Source organism: Flavobacterium sp. GSP27, assembly GCF_003970395.1.
In the GTDB taxonomy this organism is placed as follows: Bacteria; Bacteroidota; Bacteroidia; order Flavobacteriales; family Flavobacteriaceae; genus Flavobacterium.
Map to the genome: position 1 here is coordinate 188,113 of NZ_RYDP01000004.1, position 17,580 is coordinate 205,692.

A 17,580-nucleotide genomic window follows, 5' to 3' on the forward strand; every position below is an offset into this window, starting at 1 on the left:
GGGTAAACCCAAATAAATTTGATATCAACAGAAAATGAAACACATACGGAATTTTTGTATTATTGCACATATTGACCACGGGAAAAGCACGCTTGCTGACCGATTACTTGGCGCTACACAAACCGTTACCGCTCGTGAGGAAAAAGCGCAATTGCTGGACAACATGGATCTAGAACGTGAACGTGGGATTACGATTAAGAGTCACGCGATTCAGATGGAATATACGTATAAAGGACAAGAATACATCTTGAACTTGATTGACACTCCTGGACACGTGGATTTTTCGTACGAAGTTTCTCGGTCGATTGCCGCTTGTGAAGGCGCACTTTTGATTGTAGATGCAGCGCAAAGCATTCAGGCACAAACGATTTCGAATTTATATTTGGCTTTAGAAAATGACTTGGAAATTATTCCGGTTTTGAATAAAGTAGATTTACCAAGCGCGAATCCAGAGGAAGTAAGTGACGATATTATTGATTTACTTGGATGTAAATTAGAAGATATTATTCATGCATCTGGTAAAACTGGTTTTGGTGTCGAAAATATTTTGGCAGCCATCATCGATCGAATTCCTCCTCCAAAAGGAAGTGTTGATGAGCCATTACAAGCCTTGATTTTTGACTCGCATTACAATCCATTTCGAGGAATCGAAGTTATTTTCCGGGTAAAAAATGGTCAGATTAAAAAAGGTCAGAAGATAAAATTCATGGCTACCGGAAACGAATATTTTGCAGACGAGATTGGGACTTTAAAATTAAACCAAGTTCCGAAACAAGTGATTTCAGCCGGTGATGTTGGGTATTTAATTTCTGGAATTAAAGAAGCGAAAGAAGTAAAAGTAGGTGATACATTGACAGATGCGAAAACGCCAACAACGAATATAATTAAAGGATTTGAAGAGGTAAAACCAATGGTTTTTGCGGGAATTTATCCTGTGGATACGGAAGATTATGAGGAGTTGCGAAACTCTATGGAAAAATTGCAGTTGAATGATGCTTCATTAGTATTTTTACCGGAAAGTTCAGCTGCTTTGGGATTTGGTTTCCGTTGTGGATTCTTGGGAATGTTGCACATGGAAATTATCCAAGAGCGTTTGGAGCGTGAATTCAACATGACAGTGATTACTACGGTTCCCAACGTTTCGTATTTGGCTTACACCAAAAAGGATCCAACAACTCCACTTATTGTAAACAATCCTTCGGACTTGCCGGAGCCCTCTCGTTTAGACCACGTGGAAGAGCCTTTTATTAAGGCAACTATCATCACCAAATCCGATTATGTTGGAAATGTAATGAGTTTGTGTATTGAAAAACGTGGGTTGATTACGAATCAGACCTATTTGACTACGGAACGTGTAGAGTTGACTTTTGATATGCCATTGGCAGAAATTGTATTTGATTTTTACGACCGTTTGAAAACCGTTTCTAAAGGATATGCTTCCTTTGATTATACGCCAATTGGGTTGCGAACTTCTAATTTAGTGAAAGTAGACATCTTATTGAACGCTACGATTGTGGATGCATTATCCTCCTTGATGCATGCCGACAACGCATATCAAATAGGAAAAAAAATGTGTGAAAAACTGAAAGAATTGATTCCACGCCAACAATTTGATATTCCTGTTCAAGCGGCTATTGGGGTAAAAGTGATTTCTCGCGAAACAATAAAAGCATTGCGTAAAGACGTTACCGCTAAGTGTTATGGTGGAGATATTTCCCGTAAACGTAAATTATTGGAAAAACAGAAAAAAGGTAAAAAACGAATGAGATTGGTTGGAAATGTTGAAATTCCGCAAGAAGCGTTCATGGCTGTTTTGAAGTTGAATGATTAATGACAGGATGTTTTTCTCGTCATTAATTACCCTGACGATAGTACCGGTTTTTTTAGAGGAGTGAACTAGGTATTTCATCCCAGATTTAAATACGAAATTGGTTGTTTACTTTAGTGTTCAGAAACAAAGAGACAAAAGCGTATATTTGAATAACAAAAAAATATAACAATTATGAATTTTAATTCTAAAAATCCATTTTTAAATACTAAACCTTTTTCTACTGCAGCTTCAAAAAATGATCAAGTACATCAAACCACAATTCTTGATTATAATGACGAGATGACCTTGTCAGGAACCATAAATAAAAGTTTGATTTTATTTTTACTACTTACTGCTTCGGCTATAGTAATATGGTGGTTGACCTTTAATGGGATGAACCCAATGGTCCCGGCAATTGGCGGTGCAGTAGTTGGGCTTATTCTAGTCGTAATTTCAGCGTTTAAACCTCAATATTCCCCCTATTTAGCTCCTGGTTACGCACTTTTTGAGGGCTTATTTATTGGTGGAATTTCAGCAATATTTGAAGCAATGTATCCTGGAATTGTCATTCAGGCCGTAGGAGCTACATTTGTAACCTTCATGATTTGTCTGGGATTATATAAATATAAAATTGTGAAGGTAACAGAACAATTCAAATCGGTAGTTGTGGCAGCAACATTGGCAATTGCTACGTATTATCTTATATCTTGGGTATTTTCAATGTTCACCAGTTTTGTGCCCGTGCATTATGGCGGCTCATGGATGAGTATTGGAATCAGTGTTTTTGTAATTGTGATTGCTGCTTTAAATCTGTTTTTGGATTTTGACCGCATCGAAAAAGGAGCTGAACAAAAAATGCCAAAATACATGGAATGGTATGGTGCCATGGGGTTAATGATCACCCTTGTTTGGCTGTATATTGAATTTTTAAGATTGCTCTCAAAATTAAACAGTAAAAACTAATCGTGCTAATAGCTGTATAAAAAAGAGTGAACCTTTTAAAGTGTAAAAGAGTCACTCTTTTTTATGCTGCTTTCTCAAAAGCAATGTAATGACTTAAAAGCCCTTTATTGTTGAAAATAGGAAACCCTTTTATGAAACAAACATAAATAGTCCCATTTTTTTTATAATTCAACACTGTTTTTTCAAAAGGTTTCTGCTCTACTATTGCCGTACGAATTTCACTTGAAGTACTCTTGCTCGTTGCTTTCCCTTGAAAAATCTTAGGGCTTTTTCCCAAAACTTCGGATTCTGCATAGCCGTTCATTTTTTTCATGTTGTGTGAAGCAAATATAATATTCAATTTTACATCCGTAACAATAACAACCTCTTCTTTCAGGCTACTATTGAGATCCCAATCATTTTTTGACCATTTATTTTGCAAAGCAATTGAGTTTAGCTTGTTTAAATCCAAAAAAACATTCTTGACTGAACTCAAAAATTCATTATGAAAATCCCAAGAACAAACAGGAACCGTCTTAATACTTAAAGCGCTGTGATACATCGCAATAGCGTCTTCATATTCTTTAAAATTGCTCATAATACATAATTTAATGAACCAAATGTAATTTTATTCACAAAGATAAAATTACAAATTTCAGATTTTAACCATTGTTGAACTCCTTCATTCTGCATTAGAAATCAAATTTCAGCTGCACCACAACAAATTTTTTCTGCTCTGTATTCAAATTGCTTAGAGAAATCCCCAGCAAACGAACGGAATCCTTCATGCGCTCTTGGTACAAAAGTTCTTTCACAACCTCTAGAATCAGTCCTTTGCCAGATATAAAATAAGGCAAGGTTTTACTGCGGGTTTGTTGGGTAAAATCACTGTATTTAATTTTCAAAGTGATTGTTTTTCCAGCTATAGTTTGTTTTTTTAATCTTCTTTCTAAGGCACTTGCAATAGGATCCAGTTGCTCCATCATGAAAATTTCTGAAGAAAGGTTGACGTCAAAAGTATGTTCTGCCGCTACTGATTTTGTGATTCGATTGGATTTAACCTCACTATTATGAATTCCCCTAACTACGTTGTAGTAAAAATGTCCTGATTTTCCAAAATGTCTCTCCAGAAACTCCAATGATTTACTTTTTAATTCTACTCCCGTAAAAATCCCTAATTGGTACATTTTCTCGGTGGTTACTTTTCCAACCCCATGAAATTTGTGAATGGCTAATTCTTCCAAAAATGCAATCACTTCATTTGGATCGACTGTTTTCTGCCCGTCGGGTTTATTATAATCACTTGCGATTTTAGCGACAAATTTATTAACTGAAATCCCTGCCGAAGCTGTCAAACCTACTTCATTAAAAATGCGTTGTCTTATTTCCTGTGCCAATAAAGTGGCGCTAGGATTTCCTTTTTTATTTGTAGTGACATCTAAATACGCCTCATCGAGTGAGAGTGGCTCTACTAGATCCGTATATTCATAAAAAATCTTGTGAATTTTTCTTGATATTTCTTTGTACCGATCAAATCTCGGTGTAACAAAAATAAGTTCTGGGCAGTTTTTTTTAGCCATAACGCCACTTATGGCACTCCTTACGCCAAATTTCCTAGCCTCATAACTTGCTGCAGCGACAACTCCTCGATTCTCTGAACCTCCCACTGCAATGGGTTTTCCCCGCAACAATGGATTGTCCAATTGCTCCACAGAGGCGTAGAAAGCATCCATGTCAACGTGAATAATTTTTCTTACTGGAATGAATCCCTGCATAATGTTCTAATTGAATATTCCCTTCGATTTCTTCCAAAGAACCTAGCATTCTGATTAATTCTTACCGTCTGAACTCAAATAATTGACAACTACTTCTGATTTTTTTTTGTTTTCCGTTGGAAAAAAGAAACTAATGGGTCTGGATTTAAAATGATTCCAGATAGAAGCGGCAATAAATCGCAATTCAAACAAAGAAATAGCCCTGGAGCGGAGCGCCAATCCCAACGAAAGGCTAAAACTGACCGTAAAATTCACTAACCCAATAACTCCAATCCCAAAAATGCCCCAAAACAACATAGTATTGCTTACTTGATAATTTGCTCCATACACTCCTAAGGCTAGATTGCCACTTACAAAAGTGATGTGTCTAATATCCAGATTCAACCCTAAAAACAAGCCAACGGAAGCCGTACTTCCCATAAAAACGCCAAACCAAAAATTAGAAATAATTCCGGCCCCTCTTTTTTCGTACAGCTTGGCTAATTTTAAAGTACGTACTTTCCCTAAGCTTCTTTTCAACATGGGGTGTTCCGTTATCCGGAAAAAAACCTGATTATGTTTATCCCTATTGGCAATACTTCCCGAAATAATTCCAGATAAAAACAGAAAAAATCCTGCTATTGCCGCATGAAAAATAGCTAATGAATGAATGGGACTAATGTCTGTAAGTAACGTTTCCCATTTAGTTGCAGCAATATTATAATGGAATAAGTAATCAATAGCCCAAATTCCAAGCAATGAAACTGGAAAAGCCATAATTACATTCCCCAAAAATGCAATAAACTGGGACCTGAAAACACGTGCAAAAAGAATGGCAAAAGCTTCATATTTCTCCGCCTCCTTCCCTTGTTTTGCAACTCCTTTTTCTAGAGCTTTTATCAAGGCAGCAGCAGTCATCGCTGGCTGTTTTGTAGCTAAAGTAAACCCCAGAAGATAAATAGCAATAAATCCAAAAGCATAATTCATACTATAAAGAAAAGCATGCCCAAAAAAACTAGTGTCAGCGCTAGCAAGCAAAACCTTAATGACACATAATATACCTACAATAAACCCTCCACCTAGGGCGGTACGGAACATTTTAAAATATTCTTTGCGACTTTCTGTGATATAATGTTCCCCTGTTTTAGCCGTGTGCTGGGTAATTTCATAGGAGATTAATTGTGTACTTTCGGCTATAAATTTCCTAACATTGTTCTTGTAGCAATTGAATTTTATCAAACGCAAGGCTAAAATAATTCCATTGTTTTTTTTATCACTCTCTTTTTCAACGATCAGCAACGGAATTAAAAATTTAAGCCGCTCTAATTGCTGTCTGATTTTTAGTAAATTCTGGTTTACCCGAAGTGAAATGCCATATTTAGAACTATTATGAAAAGCTCTGTCCACAAATTCTTCGCATTGCTTATGCAAAACCATCAATTGGGAATAAGATAAATCATCTATAGTGATGAAATGATTATCAGAACTCCGGACCTGATCTTCTATTTGAAACAATTCCTTTTCAAAAGCTGAAAAAGGACTTTCAAAATCATCAAATTCAGGTACCATTTTAATCACATCCGTTTCCATGGCACGACCGCTGATGCGTTGTGTAATAAGATGCATTGCAACAAGTATTTCTGATAAAACGGAGTGAGGTGCTACACTTTCATAAATAGATTTGAATTTTAAAAGGCTGTATAATTCCTCTAATTGCTCCACTGGAATTTTATTTACCCAAATCCCATCATTGGCTAGATAAAAAACCTGATTGAAAATGTATTCTAAAGTGTCTTTTTGAGGTTGATAAGGCAATATCTTAGCAAAGATTCTTTTTTTGACTTCAAAAAGAAAATCTACATCTTGTAAAATAGCTGCGTCTGTGAGGATTTTATTAAACTTAATGTCTTTGAGAATTTCTTTGAGATAAAGGGAAAGTTGTTTCCGACAAGAATAATTTTCTTTCAAAAAAGTAATAATATCCTGCAAATCCACGGTTGCCAATTTTTTTGTCTGCAAAGGCCGAATCAACCGAATTAACTCCACTAAAGGCTCCAGGTTGTCTTCTGTATCACGCCAAGACTCTGCTTCCCCAAAAAATTCAGTTAGCACTCCCACTGGAGTTGGCTTGTGTTTTCTTTTAAAAAATGGTTTTATCAACTTTGTTTAATTTTTGTAAAAATACGAACAGACTGATCATTTTTCATTAATAAATCCTTGAAATTATTGCTCGAGGACGCACAAAAAGACCTATTCGCAAAATTTCCTTCCTATTATCGGTAATCGACACACAGAATTGGAACATAAAAAACAGCAAACTAGCATAAACTCCGCTTTTGTCAAAGAGATAAAAACGGAACAAAAGCAAAATATTTAATACCTTTGGTTGCTGGTATCAGCCCAGATAGCAATGAAAAATCTTCGATTGAAAAAAACTATTTTTCATTTAAAAAAGAGCAACCCAAGACGCTATTTTTTACAAATTGAAAAAAGATTTATGAGTAAAAATTGAAATGAATATCTGGATACGAGCCAAGTGAACTGACAAAATAAATAACTAAAAATAACAAATTTCGCTTGAAATGATAGAAATAGAAAGAAAATTTTTAGTCAAAGATGATTCCTATAAAGAATCTGCTTTTACTCAAAATCATATTGCGCAGGGCTATTTGAGTTCCGCACCAGCGCGAACGGTACGGGTACGAATAAAAGGAAAAAAGGGGTTTCTGACGATAAAGGGGATTTCTAATAACTCCGGACTGTCCCGTTTTGAGTGGGAAAAAGAAATTTCCATTAGTGACGCTGAAAAATTACTGCTTTTGTGTGAAAAGGGAGCTATTGATAAAACTCGTTTTGAAATAAAAGTGGGCTCTCATATTTTTGAAGTAGATGAATTTCATGGTGAAAATCAAGGACTGGTTGTGGCAGAAATTGAATTAAACTCTGAAGAAGAATTTTTTGAAAAACCAGCTTGGCTGGACAAGGAAGTCACCGGAGACTCCCGCTATTACAATTCTTATTTGAGCACTTCGCCTTTTAGAAACTGGTAATCTAATTACTCATTACGGCTATAGTTACCTGCAGCCCTCCGCTGTTTTTATTAACTGCAATATCCATAAATGCTCGTTTAGAAAGATCAATCTCTCTAGACTTGACAAATGGGCCTCTATCTGTAATTTCTACAATTACGAACTTCCCGTTTTTTTCATTGGTCACTTTGACTTTGGTACCAAATGGCAGTTTTTTGTGGGCGGCGGTATATTTATTATTGTCAAATTTTGTACCGCTGGTCGTTCTTCTGCCATTGAATTTATCTGCGTAATAGGATGCGTGAGCGGCTTTTTTGTAGATTTTAAATTTTCCTAAAGAAGAGATCAATGAGTCTATTTTTTTTTCTTCCAGCTCCATTGCGGTTCGACTTTTTTTGATGCTGTCTTTTTGTATGGTGGCTTTTTGTCTTTCAGAGATGGAACTTTGGCTACTGGCTAAAGTGATTATTGCCAACAAAAAAAATAATGTTATTGATTTTTTCATTTATGTCTTTTTTAGTTAAATCTATTTTACAAAAACCATACCTAGATAAAAAAAGCTCTATTTCTAGAGCTTTCACGGTTTTTTTAAAACCATATTTTCCATGGGATTCGGCTTAAAATAAGCACTAATCCTAAACCATAAAAAATAGAAAATGTTTTAAATTTAGATTCGCTTGTAGTTGCTTTTTTGTGTTTTGACCACCCAATAGTAATCAAGACAATTGCTATTATATTGATCAAAGGATGTTCTAAAGCCAACAATCGGCTTTCCGTTGTCAGCCCACCCATTCCAACGGCTTTTATCATATTCAAACCATTGGGAGACACAAAGTATAAAAGTACACCTACTACTAATTGAGTGTGTATTGCTATTAAGCCAAACAGCGCTATCTTTCTGTCTTTGGAAGTAAATTCTTTTTTAGAAAACATCCCTATCAAAGAATTAACCACAGCCACCACTAAAACTAAAAGTGCCAGATAAGCCCAGCCAGAATGAAATTTTTGAATAAAATCGTCCATAAATAATATTTTTGTTTTAACAAATATAAGCAAAAAAGGCATAAAAAAACCACGTTTTTCAACGTGGTTTTAAATATTCAAACACTTAAATTACTCCTACTTACCAAAAATGTATCTAAGTGTAAATTGTGCTTGCCAAACATCAAAAGTTGAAGCATTTTTTTGAAAAGTGTCTTTTATTAAAACTCGAGTTCCGTTAGCTTCTACTTGAGTCGCTAATTGATAAAAAGGAACATTCGTAGTCGTTGTTCTGTAGTTCAAAACATTTGTATTTGTAACTCGTTGTGTAACTCCCCAATCTTTATTAATGAAATTAGTAAAGTTCAGGATATCAGCTCTGAATTGAAAATTATTCTTTTTACCCGCAATTGTAATATAAAAATCTTGAGTTGCTGATAAATCTAATCTATGTAGCATAGGTAAAACTCCTCCATTTCTCTCTGCATACTGCCCTCTTCTAGTAGAAAGGTAATCATCTTGATTGATATAGGATTCGTAAGCTTGTTGTTGTTGCGCTTCAGTGTAGACTGTTGTCACAGTCCCATTTGTTACTGAAAGTGATTGAAAACGAATTTCATTTGCATTTTTAGGGACATAAATCAAGTCATTGTTATTTACTCTGTCACCATTCATATCACCCCCGTAAGAATAGGAAAACGGTCCGGATTGTTCTCCAATGTATCCTAAATTGATTGAAGTTGCCGCCCCTACATTTTTACCGTATTCAATTTTGTATCCTAAAATACCAACTAATCTATGTGGTGTATTATTGTTAGACAATGCTAAAGGTAAGTCGTTATTTCCATTTACAGATCTAGCGCCCGTCCACGAACCAGAAGCAATAGAACCCGGAGATAACAAATCATTAGCACTTGAATACGTGTATGCAAACGATCCCCATAGCCCTTTTTTGTATGGATACTCTAATTTAAAGGTTGAAGAATAAAAATATCCTTTGTCCGTGTTTGTTAAAACAACGGCACTGGAAACATTATCATTAACACGAACACCTGCATCGGTACGAGCATATCTTGGTCTGTTATCCGGACCGCTGAAAGTTCCAACTGGCGCATCAAAATTAGCATTATAATAATGTATCGCATTAATATTTCTTTGAAAAATCCCTTCTACTGTACCTACAAAACCAAAAGGAAGTTTTTGATCAACCGCTATATTAGTTTTCCAAACTTGCGGAAACTTAAATTTTTTATCGGTGAAAGCCAATTCAAAAGTAGTAGGAAGCGTTGGAGTATCCGGAATAAAATAATCATTTGGGTTTGGAGTAAAACCATACCCACCAGAAGCCAATGCAGTGCCACTTACATCAACAAAACCTGTAAGCACTCCATTATTACCAATTGCATTAGATAAATAAACTGAAGGTGCTCTTCCTGTAAAAACACCACTACCTCCACGAAGTTGCGTCGTTGCATCGCCATTTAAGTCTAAGTTAAAACCAACTCTTGGCTCCAACAAATACTGAGTTTCAGGCATTTCGCCAGTATTAAATCTTTCTCCTTGTCCGAAAGTTAAAGCAGTAACTGCAGGATTTTCAAGTGCTGTATCAGCAAACCATACTGCTGAGGCACGTAATCCTACTGTTAATTTGAATCTGTCACTCAGTTTCATTTCGTCTTGCGTGTACAAATCTAATTTGTTTGACTTGAAGATTTGTAATGGCTCTTGAGCACCTGGCAATGCAGAATATCTGAATTGAAGACGTGCAGGAAGTGCCGTTGTTGATGGAATGCCACCTGTGTTTGCAGACTGATTAGCTGCTGCATAAAAGTCAGAAAGTGAATTAAAAGTGTAAACACCATTTGAACCAGAGAAAAACAAGTTGCTTGATTTGAAGTACTCAAAGTTAGCACCAAACAATAAAGAATGTTTTCCTATGGTTTTAGTCAAATTATTTGTAAAATGTAAAGTAGAATACGAAAGTTTATTTCCTTGCGTGAACGGATCTAAACCTGCCGAGATAGCTGTAGTAGACCCATCCAAAATATCAATTGTTGGAAATAACCCACCACCTTGTAATGCTCTGTCTTCAATTTGCTTATCGTAACCAGCTATAAAATTATTGTACCACGAATTGCTTAGTTTACTATTCAATTCTAAAACTACTGATCTAGTATTATCTTGAATAACGTATCCACTGTTTTTGAAAGACATTGCAAGAGGACTTGTTCTTCTATTTCCAAAACCTAATGAATTTGAGTTCGATGTTAATTCATCAGAACTTGAATCATGAAATACATAACGAGCAGTTAATTGATGATTATCATTAATATTCCAGTCAAGTCTGGCTAGGAATTTTTTTGAAATCCTTTCTGAATCATAATTCTCCCAAGGACCAGTAGTGTAATTAAATTTATCTTGCAAGAAGTTTGAAAGTGTCTGCATTTGTTCGAAAGTAGGTCTAGAAACCTGCGCACTTGCTTGTGGCGAACCTGTAGATGTCCAAGTAGTAGCCGGACTAATGTTCTCTATAGTTTCAACATTCCCAAAGAAAAATAATTTATCTTTAATGATTGGTGCTCCAATTCTGGCACCCCAAATTTTTTCTTCAAATTTTCCAGGCACTACTGTTCTTTCTCCTGCTTTACTTCCTATGAAGTCTTTTTTGTTGCTTCGGAATGAATTGTATATTGATCCTTCCACTTCATTGGTTCCACTTTTGGTAACCGCATTGATTCCAGAACCTAAAAACCCAGATTGACGTACATCATAAGGAGCAATATTTACCTGTAATTGTTCAATAGCATCTAAAGAGATAGCTGTAGAACCGGTTCTTCCTCCTGCTTGTGAATCACTACCTAAACCAAAACCATTATTGAATACCGATCCGTCAATAGTAAAATTGTTTAATCTTGAATCCTGTCCACCAAAAGTACCGTTACTACCTGCATTGGCATTGTACTTGGTAATAGCATTTATGGAACGTGCTCCTGTTACTGGCACAGCTGTGATTTCTCTGTTAGAAAATTGTTGAGATGCTCCAGTTCTTCCTTTATTGAAAGTCCCTTTTGATTTAGTAGAAACAATTACTTCATTCAAAGCATTTGATTCTTCTTCTACAACAATATTTACAGTTAGATTATTCCCCAAAGGAGCATTAATTTCTGTAATTTGAGTTGTTTTGTAACCCACATAAGTCACTTTTACGGTGTACGGACCACCTGGTCTAAGTCCCTGAACCGCATAGCCTCCATTAGCACTTGTGGTAGAGAAATACTTTGTGCCTGTAGGCATGTGGACAACTTCAACTGAAGCTCCCGGAAGAGTCTCTCCAGCATTTGATTTAACAGTACCAGACATAGCAGAACTAGTAACCTGCGAATGCGCTATAACTGATAGAAAAATAATCAAAATAAAAATAATTTTTTTCATTTTTGTTTTTTTTGTTTAGTTTATTAAGTTTGGCAAAACTATAACATTAATTTCCTAAAAAGTTAACATAGTGTTAAGAATATTGTACTTTAAAACATTTTTTTTGACTGCAAACATTTTTTATGTTTTTTAGAACAAAACCATAGTTTTGATTTTATCTTGTTCCTGTTTGTTCTTTATAAAAAGCTACAAAAGTATTTTTTTGTCATAAAAAAACCCTCATTCCAAATTGAAATGAGGGTTTTTTTATTTTTTGCTAAACTAGTTGAACGTATAACGAACACCAGTCTGCATTTGCCATCTTGATGAGTTAAGACCTACATCATCAACTTGGTTAACATTATTCCCTACAGCAGGGTTATATCTAAAAGTTGGTGTAGTACCATTAGCTAGGAATCCAACTTGTTGAAGCAATTGCACTTGGTCGAAGCTAGTGAAATATCGTTTACCCCAATTTTTATTTAAAAGATTGGTAAAGTTGAAAATATCAGCAGTGAATTCTAAAGTATGTTTCTTATTCCCTACATTGATAGTAAATTCTTGAGCAAATTTCAAATCGACAACATGAGTCGTTTTTAAACGATCTCCGTTACGCTCCGCATATCCACCTTTTCTGCTTCTTAAATACTCATTTCCTTCAATGAAAGCACTAAGTGCATCCCATTGTTGATCAGCAGTCAAACCATTAGTTGTGCTAACTAAATTAATTTCAGATCTTGCAGCAGGAACATAAATCAATGCTGAATTAGAGAATGTATCTTTTAACAAATTTCCAAAATCATTATAAACATAACTAATTGGAGTTCCTTGTGCCCCTTCGTAGAAGAAACCGATTCTTGATTTTGTGAATTTACTCCATTTTAGAGTAACGTTCCCATTTGAAATAATTCTTACGCCTTGATCAAAATCAGATCTTGACAAGGTTGGGAAGTTAGCTCCATTAACGGTTTCAGTATTATTCCACTGAGAACTGTTTTGAGATGAGGTTGCATCCAATAGAACGGTAGACTTACCATAAGAATACGTACCAGAAATATTACCGTCAATAAATGGTGATCTAAAGTTTTTAGTTAACGTGAAAGACACATTATAAGCTTTTCCTTCATCTGTATTAGAGGCTAAATAGATCCCTAAATACTTGCTGTCCACTCTATTGTTTGCGTTATAAGTAGGTCTTGTATCTGCTCCAGTTAAATTACTTGTCGATGCTTTGACATTCAAATTTTCATACTTTATAGCACTGATATTGTCATTATAAGTAATTTCAGATGTAAATACGAAGCCTAATGGTAATTTTTGATCTACTGCAAAACTTGCTTTAAACACCTGTGGTAATTTAAAATCTTTTGCAAAAATATCAATGTTACCACCTCTACTACCCGAACCCGGTCTAGGAAAAGACGCAGGAAGCGGCGCTATTTGACTATCAACACTTGGATTAGGGTTAAATACTGGCATTTGAGTATTAGTTGTTCCTGTAATTTGAATTGCACCTTGAGTAACTCCATTATTATTGTATGTTCCACCTGGCCATACTAGCGGTAATCTAGAAGTAAATACTCCAAATCCACCTCTAATTTGAGTCAATTTGGCACCGTTTACATCATAATTAAAACCCAAACGCGGTGCAAAATGAGCATAATTAGATATCCCTTGACCTACTCTGGCATCTTTCAAGTTTTTACCGGCTGCTTGTAATAAACCAACCGTTCTAACATTAAAATCATTATTTACTAAACCATCTTCCCATACTGGCATATCAACTCTTACTCCGTAAGAAAGTTTGAAATTTTCAGTCAATCTCATGTCATTTTGAACATACAAACCAAATTGTTTTGTTCCAAACTCAGCTGCTCCTAATGACTCATCTCCACTACCACCGATTAAAGAATAGTTTAATAAAAATCTATTTGGTCTTTTATCTCCCAAGAAATCAGCTAAATTATCGTACCGATAGGCACCAAAATTGTTACCAAAGAATACGTTTTTAGATTGTGAAAATTCATTATGTGTCCCAATCGTGATTTTATTTCTTCCAAGATTTATCTCGAAATTATCAGAAATTGTCAATGTTTGTTGGTCTAACAAGTTCGCTGTTGAAAAGGCTTCAGCACCAAAGAAAATATTACCAGCACCATCTCTAATTTGCACTGTAGGAAACGGACCGCCTGAAGCGTCTCTATCATCAACCACTTTCGTGTAAGCTACAACAAGGTTATTAGAGAATTTGTTACTAAATCTTGAATTTAATTCTAAGGCTGTTGAAGTTGTTCTTGAATTGAACAATTGGCTTCCGTTGATAAAACTAATTGCAGTTGCAGAGGAGCGACTTGGAGCGAAATTCTCCGCATCAACAATACTATGTTTCAAAGATAATTTATGATTGTCACTGATGTTCCAGTCTAACTTAGCAATAATTTTATCACTCTTAAGTGTTCTGACATTATTATTATAAGAACCTGGATCATATCCAAAACCTGCTAATTTTGCAGTTAAGGCCGCTATATTTGCTAATGTAGAACTTCCTGTATAAGTGCCAAATTCAAACGGTTGTGGTGTCTCATTGTTTTGTTTTTCATAATTGATAAAATAAAACAATTTGTCTTTTACAATTGATCCACCTGCACGAACTCCGTACGTTTGCGCAGAAAAATCAGCTAACTTTTGTCTTCCGTTTGCACCTGCCAATGAAGGGGGCGTTTTAGCAGAAATAGACTCATCTCTATTGAAAAAATAGGCAGATCCTTCAAAATCATTGGTTCCTGACTTAGTAATTGCACTAATTGCTCCACCAGCAAAACCTGAAAGTTTCACATCATAGGGAGCTACACTTACTTGAAATTGCTCAATTGCATCCACAGAGATTGGACTTACACCTGTTTGTCCTCCGTTAGTTCCATTAGCAGCTAGCCCGAAAACATCATTACTTACAGCTCCATCGATGTAAATCGCATTGAATCTGTTATTTTGACCACCAATAGATAATTGATCATCTCCCCTTATTTGAGCTTGAGGTGTTAATCGTGCAAAATCAGAAATATTTCTGGATAAGGAAGGTAATGAATTGATTTTATCAGAATTAATTACTGTTTGCGCTCCTGTTCTTTGAGAATTAAACGTATTGTCTCTTGCGCTTCTAACTACTACTTCTTTCAATTGATTTGACTCTTCAGCCAAAGCAATTTTAAAGGTTTTATTTTCTCCTAATTGAAGATAAATTTCGTTTTCTTCATGGTTTCTGAAACCTACATAAGTGATAGTAATTTTGTAAGGTCCCCCTACTCTCATGTTTGAAATACTAAAATTACCAGTCCCATCTGTAGATGCAGTGTAACGGGAACCTGAAGGAGTATGTACTGCAAGAATAGATGCCCCTGGTAAAGTTTGAGAATCGTTATCATAAACATTTCCGCTTACAGAGGAATTTGTATTTCCCTGTGCGTAAAGGTTAGGATTAGCGCAAAATAATAACGCTAATGCAAAAAACAACTTTAAAAATTTTTTCATATTGTCTAGTTTATTAATATTTGGCAAAAATATAACATTTTTGCTTTAATAAGTTAACATAACGTTAAGAATATCGTTTCTTTTAAACAGAATTTTTATCTCAAACCAATAATCTCGCTTTTTTTAATTAAAAAAAAAAGAAATTATTCAATTAAAATCATTTTATATTAAATTATCCACACCAAATTACCAATTGCAAATACTAAAAAAAATAACACAAATTTAAAAAAAGTACTCTGCCAGAATTACTTAAATACTAAAAAGCCCTGAATTAGCTAAAATCAAGGCTTTTAGTGTTTTATACCTCCATCAAAAACAGAGCAGTAATCAACCTTAAATGAAAATTGATACGATCATAAAAATCAGTAGCTTATTTGCTCCTATTTATTCTTCAAAAAATGATTCAATAAAAAAGTGGTAGATCCGTCATGTGTTTGAACCGTTTTCGTATTAATTTCTTCCAAGATAGAATTAGCCAATTGTTTTCCTAATTCAACTCCCCACTGGTCAAAACTAAAAATATTCCAGATCACTCCTTGTACAAAAATCTTGTGCTCGTACAAGGCAATCAAAGAGCCTAGCGTCTCGGGTGTCAGTTTTTGGATTAAAATAGTGTTTGTAGGCTTGTTACCTGTAAAAACTTTAAATGGCAAAAGGAATTTTGCTTTATCAGCTGAAATTCCTTGTGTATCAAATTCAGCTTGTACTTGTTCTTCTGATTTCCCATGCATTAATGCTTCTGTTTGTGCAAAAAAGTTAGACATTAGTTTATCATGATGATCATTGTCGCCGTATAGAGGAGTTACAAATCCAATAAAATCTGCAGGTATCAGTTTTGTCCCTTGGTGAATTAACTGAAAAAAGGCATGTTGCGCATTCGTTCCTGGCTCTCCCCAAATGATCGTCCCCGTTTGGTAATTGACCGGTTTCCCGTCCCGACCCACACTTTTACCATTGCTTTCCATTGTTCCTTGTTGCAAGTAGGGGGCTAATTTTTGTAAGTATTGCGTGTACGGAATCAAAGCTTCACTTTCGGCACCAAAAAAATTGTTGTACCAAATACTCAATAACGCTAACGTAACCGGCATGTTTTGGTCAAAATCGGCAGTTTTGAAATGCTCGTCCATCTCATTGGCTCCTTTTAGCATGCCGTCAAAATTATCGTACCCAACGGCTAAACTTATCGTAAGTCCAACGGCACTCCACAAAGAGAATCTCCCTCCAACCCAATCCCACATAGGGAATACGTTGTCTGGGTTTATCCCAAACGCTGTTACTTTTTGAATATTGGTAGAAACGGCAACAAAATGCTTGGCCACATCTTCTTGAGTAGCCGATTTTAAAAACCATTTTCTGATGGTTTCAGAGTTGGTTAATGTTTCTTGAGTTGTAAATGTTTTGGAAACAACCACAAAAAGCGTTGTTTCTGGATTTAGTTTTTTTATGATTTCATTTACATGATCCCCATCCACATTAGAAACAAAATGAACATTTAAATGATTTTTATAAAATTGCAATGCCTCAACAACCATAACAGGCCCTAAATCCGAGCCTCCAATGCCTATATTGACCACATCCGTGAACGGTTTCCCTGTAAAACCTGTTCTTTTGCCGGAAATTACTTCATTGGTAAATAATTTAATTTTACTTTTTACTTCATTAATTTCAGTAAGTACATTACTTCCATCAACATTTATTATTGCTGATTTTTTGGCACGCAATGCGGTGTGAAGTACTGCTCTATTTTCGGTTTGATTAATTATTGCACCATTAAAATAATCAGCAATAGCACTTTTAAGTCCTACTTCATCTGCTAGTTGTAATAACAACTGAAGTGTTTCTTGATTAATAATATTTTTTGAATAATCAATTAAAAAATCATTCCATTTCAAATTGAATTTTTTTGTTCTGGATTCGTCCAATTGAAATAATTCCTGAATCGACGCTTTTTGCATTTCGCTGTAATGCTTTTCAAGTTTTTTCCAAGCGCTTGTTTCGGTTGGATTTGTGGTATTTAAAGCCATTTATTGTGTGTTTTGTAGTATTATTTTAATAGGGTAAAAATAGTGAAATTAGTTTTAATGAAAAATGGTTTTGCATTATATTAAACTATAGTAATATAACA

General features: G+C 35.1%; 11 protein-coding genes. 3 read left to right on the top strand and 8 right to left on the bottom strand.

Annotation, left to right across the window (positions count from 1 at the left end; genetic code table 11):
• Nucleotides 1-34 precede the first annotated feature (34 nt).
• Together lepA and EKM05_RS05510 are read left to right on the top strand one after the other, a co-directional pair.
• The gene (gene lepA, locus EKM05_RS05505) at nt 35-1,831 is read left to right on the top strand and encodes a translation elongation factor 4 (protein WP_126452060.1); all 1,797 of its coding nucleotides are present in this window, start codon (nt 35-37) and stop codon (nt 1,829-1,831) included.
• 171 nt (nt 1,832-2,002) lie between these two features.
• On the top strand, nt 2,003-2,773 hold the full coding sequence (locus EKM05_RS05510; protein WP_126554016.1) for a Bax inhibitor-1/YccA family protein: 771 nt from the start codon (nt 2,003-2,005) through the stop codon (nt 2,771-2,773).
• 61 nt (nt 2,774-2,834) lie between these two features.
• On the opposite strand, the gene EKM05_RS05515 is transcribed toward EKM05_RS05510, so the two are convergent.
• The 3 genes from EKM05_RS05515 to EKM05_RS05525 form a co-directional block, all read right to left on the bottom strand.
• A complete protein-coding gene (locus tag EKM05_RS05515) occupies nt 2,835-3,350 on the bottom strand; it encodes a PAS domain-containing protein (RefSeq protein ID WP_126457622.1) in 516 nt (171 codons plus the stop codon).
• A 94-nt stretch (nt 3,351-3,444) separates the two neighbouring features.
• Nucleotides 3,445-4,527, bottom strand: a complete 1,083-nt coding sequence (gene dinB, locus EKM05_RS05520) for a DNA polymerase IV (RefSeq protein WP_126554018.1) — start codon at nt 4,525-4,527, stop codon at nt 3,445-3,447.
• A 54-nt stretch (nt 4,528-4,581) separates the two neighbouring features.
• On the bottom strand, nt 4,582-6,666 hold the full coding sequence (locus EKM05_RS05525) for a site-specific recombinase (protein ID WP_233590879.1): 2,085 nt from the start codon (nt 6,664-6,666) through the stop codon (nt 4,582-4,584).
• Between the two features lie 422 nt (nt 6,667-7,088).
• Between EKM05_RS05525 and EKM05_RS05530 the strand changes: the two genes are divergently transcribed.
• Nucleotides 7,089-7,556 (top strand): CYTH domain-containing protein, encoded by a 468-nt coding sequence (locus EKM05_RS05530; RefSeq protein WP_126554020.1) that lies wholly within the window; start codon nt 7,089-7,091, stop codon nt 7,554-7,556.
• A 1-nt stretch (nt 7,557) separates the two neighbouring features.
• On the opposite strand, the gene EKM05_RS05535 is transcribed toward EKM05_RS05530, so the two are convergent.
• From EKM05_RS05535 to pgi, 5 genes are all read right to left on the bottom strand, one after another.
• Nucleotides 7,558-8,040, bottom strand: coding sequence for a septal ring lytic transglycosylase RlpA family protein (locus EKM05_RS05535; RefSeq protein WP_126554022.1), 483 nt, complete (start codon nt 8,038-8,040; stop codon nt 7,558-7,560).
• Nucleotides 8,041-8,123: 83 nt separating this feature from the next.
• On the bottom strand, nt 8,124-8,558 hold the full coding sequence (locus EKM05_RS05540; protein ID WP_126554024.1) for a hypothetical protein: 435 nt from the start codon (nt 8,556-8,558) through the stop codon (nt 8,124-8,126).
• A 96-nt stretch (nt 8,559-8,654) separates the two neighbouring features.
• Complete coding sequence (locus EKM05_RS05545) at nt 8,655-11,948, bottom strand: TonB-dependent receptor (protein WP_126554026.1); 3,294 nt, start codon at nt 11,946-11,948, stop codon at nt 8,655-8,657.
• Nucleotides 11,949-12,209: 261 nt separating this feature from the next.
• Nucleotides 12,210-15,455 (bottom strand): carboxypeptidase regulatory-like domain-containing protein, encoded by a 3,246-nt coding sequence (locus tag EKM05_RS05550; RefSeq protein ID WP_126554028.1) that lies wholly within the window; start codon nt 15,453-15,455, stop codon nt 12,210-12,212.
• Nucleotides 15,456-15,835: 380 nt separating this feature from the next.
• Entirely contained in the window at nt 15,836-17,479 is a 1,644-nt protein-coding gene (gene pgi, locus EKM05_RS05555; RefSeq protein ID WP_126554030.1) for a glucose-6-phosphate isomerase, read from the bottom strand.
• Nucleotides 17,480-17,580: the final 101 nt, after the last annotated feature.

Excerpts from the sequence above, each read along its gene's own strand:
- EKM05_RS05535 (WP_126554022.1), bottom strand. The coding sequence starts at position 8,040 with ATGAAAAAATCAATAACATTATTTTTTTTGTTGGCAATAATCACTTTA.
- pgi (WP_126554030.1), bottom strand. The coding sequence starts at position 17,479 with ATGGCTTTAAATACCACAAATCCAACCGAAACAAGCGCTTGGAAAAAA.
- EKM05_RS05510 (WP_126554016.1), top strand. The coding sequence starts at position 2,003 with ATGAATTTTAATTCTAAAAATCCATTTTTAAATACTAAACCTTTTTCT.
- EKM05_RS05550 (WP_126554028.1), bottom strand. The coding sequence starts at position 15,455 with ATGAAAAAATTTTTAAAGTTGTTTTTTGCATTAGCGTTATTATTTTGC.
- lepA (WP_126452060.1), top strand. The coding sequence starts at position 35 with ATGAAACACATACGGAATTTTTGTATTATTGCACATATTGACCACGGG.
- EKM05_RS05515 (WP_126457622.1), bottom strand. The coding sequence starts at position 3,350 with ATGAGCAATTTTAAAGAATATGAAGACGCTATTGCGATGTATCACAGC.
- EKM05_RS05530 (WP_126554020.1), top strand. The coding sequence starts at position 7,089 with ATGATAGAAATAGAAAGAAAATTTTTAGTCAAAGATGATTCCTATAAA.
- dinB (WP_126554018.1), bottom strand. The coding sequence starts at position 4,527 with ATGCAGGGATTCATTCCAGTAAGAAAAATTATTCACGTTGACATGGAT.
- EKM05_RS05545 (WP_126554026.1), bottom strand. The coding sequence starts at position 11,948 with ATGAAAAAAATTATTTTTATTTTGATTATTTTTCTATCAGTTATAGCG.
- EKM05_RS05540 (WP_126554024.1), bottom strand. The coding sequence starts at position 8,558 with ATGGACGATTTTATTCAAAAATTTCATTCTGGCTGGGCTTATCTGGCA.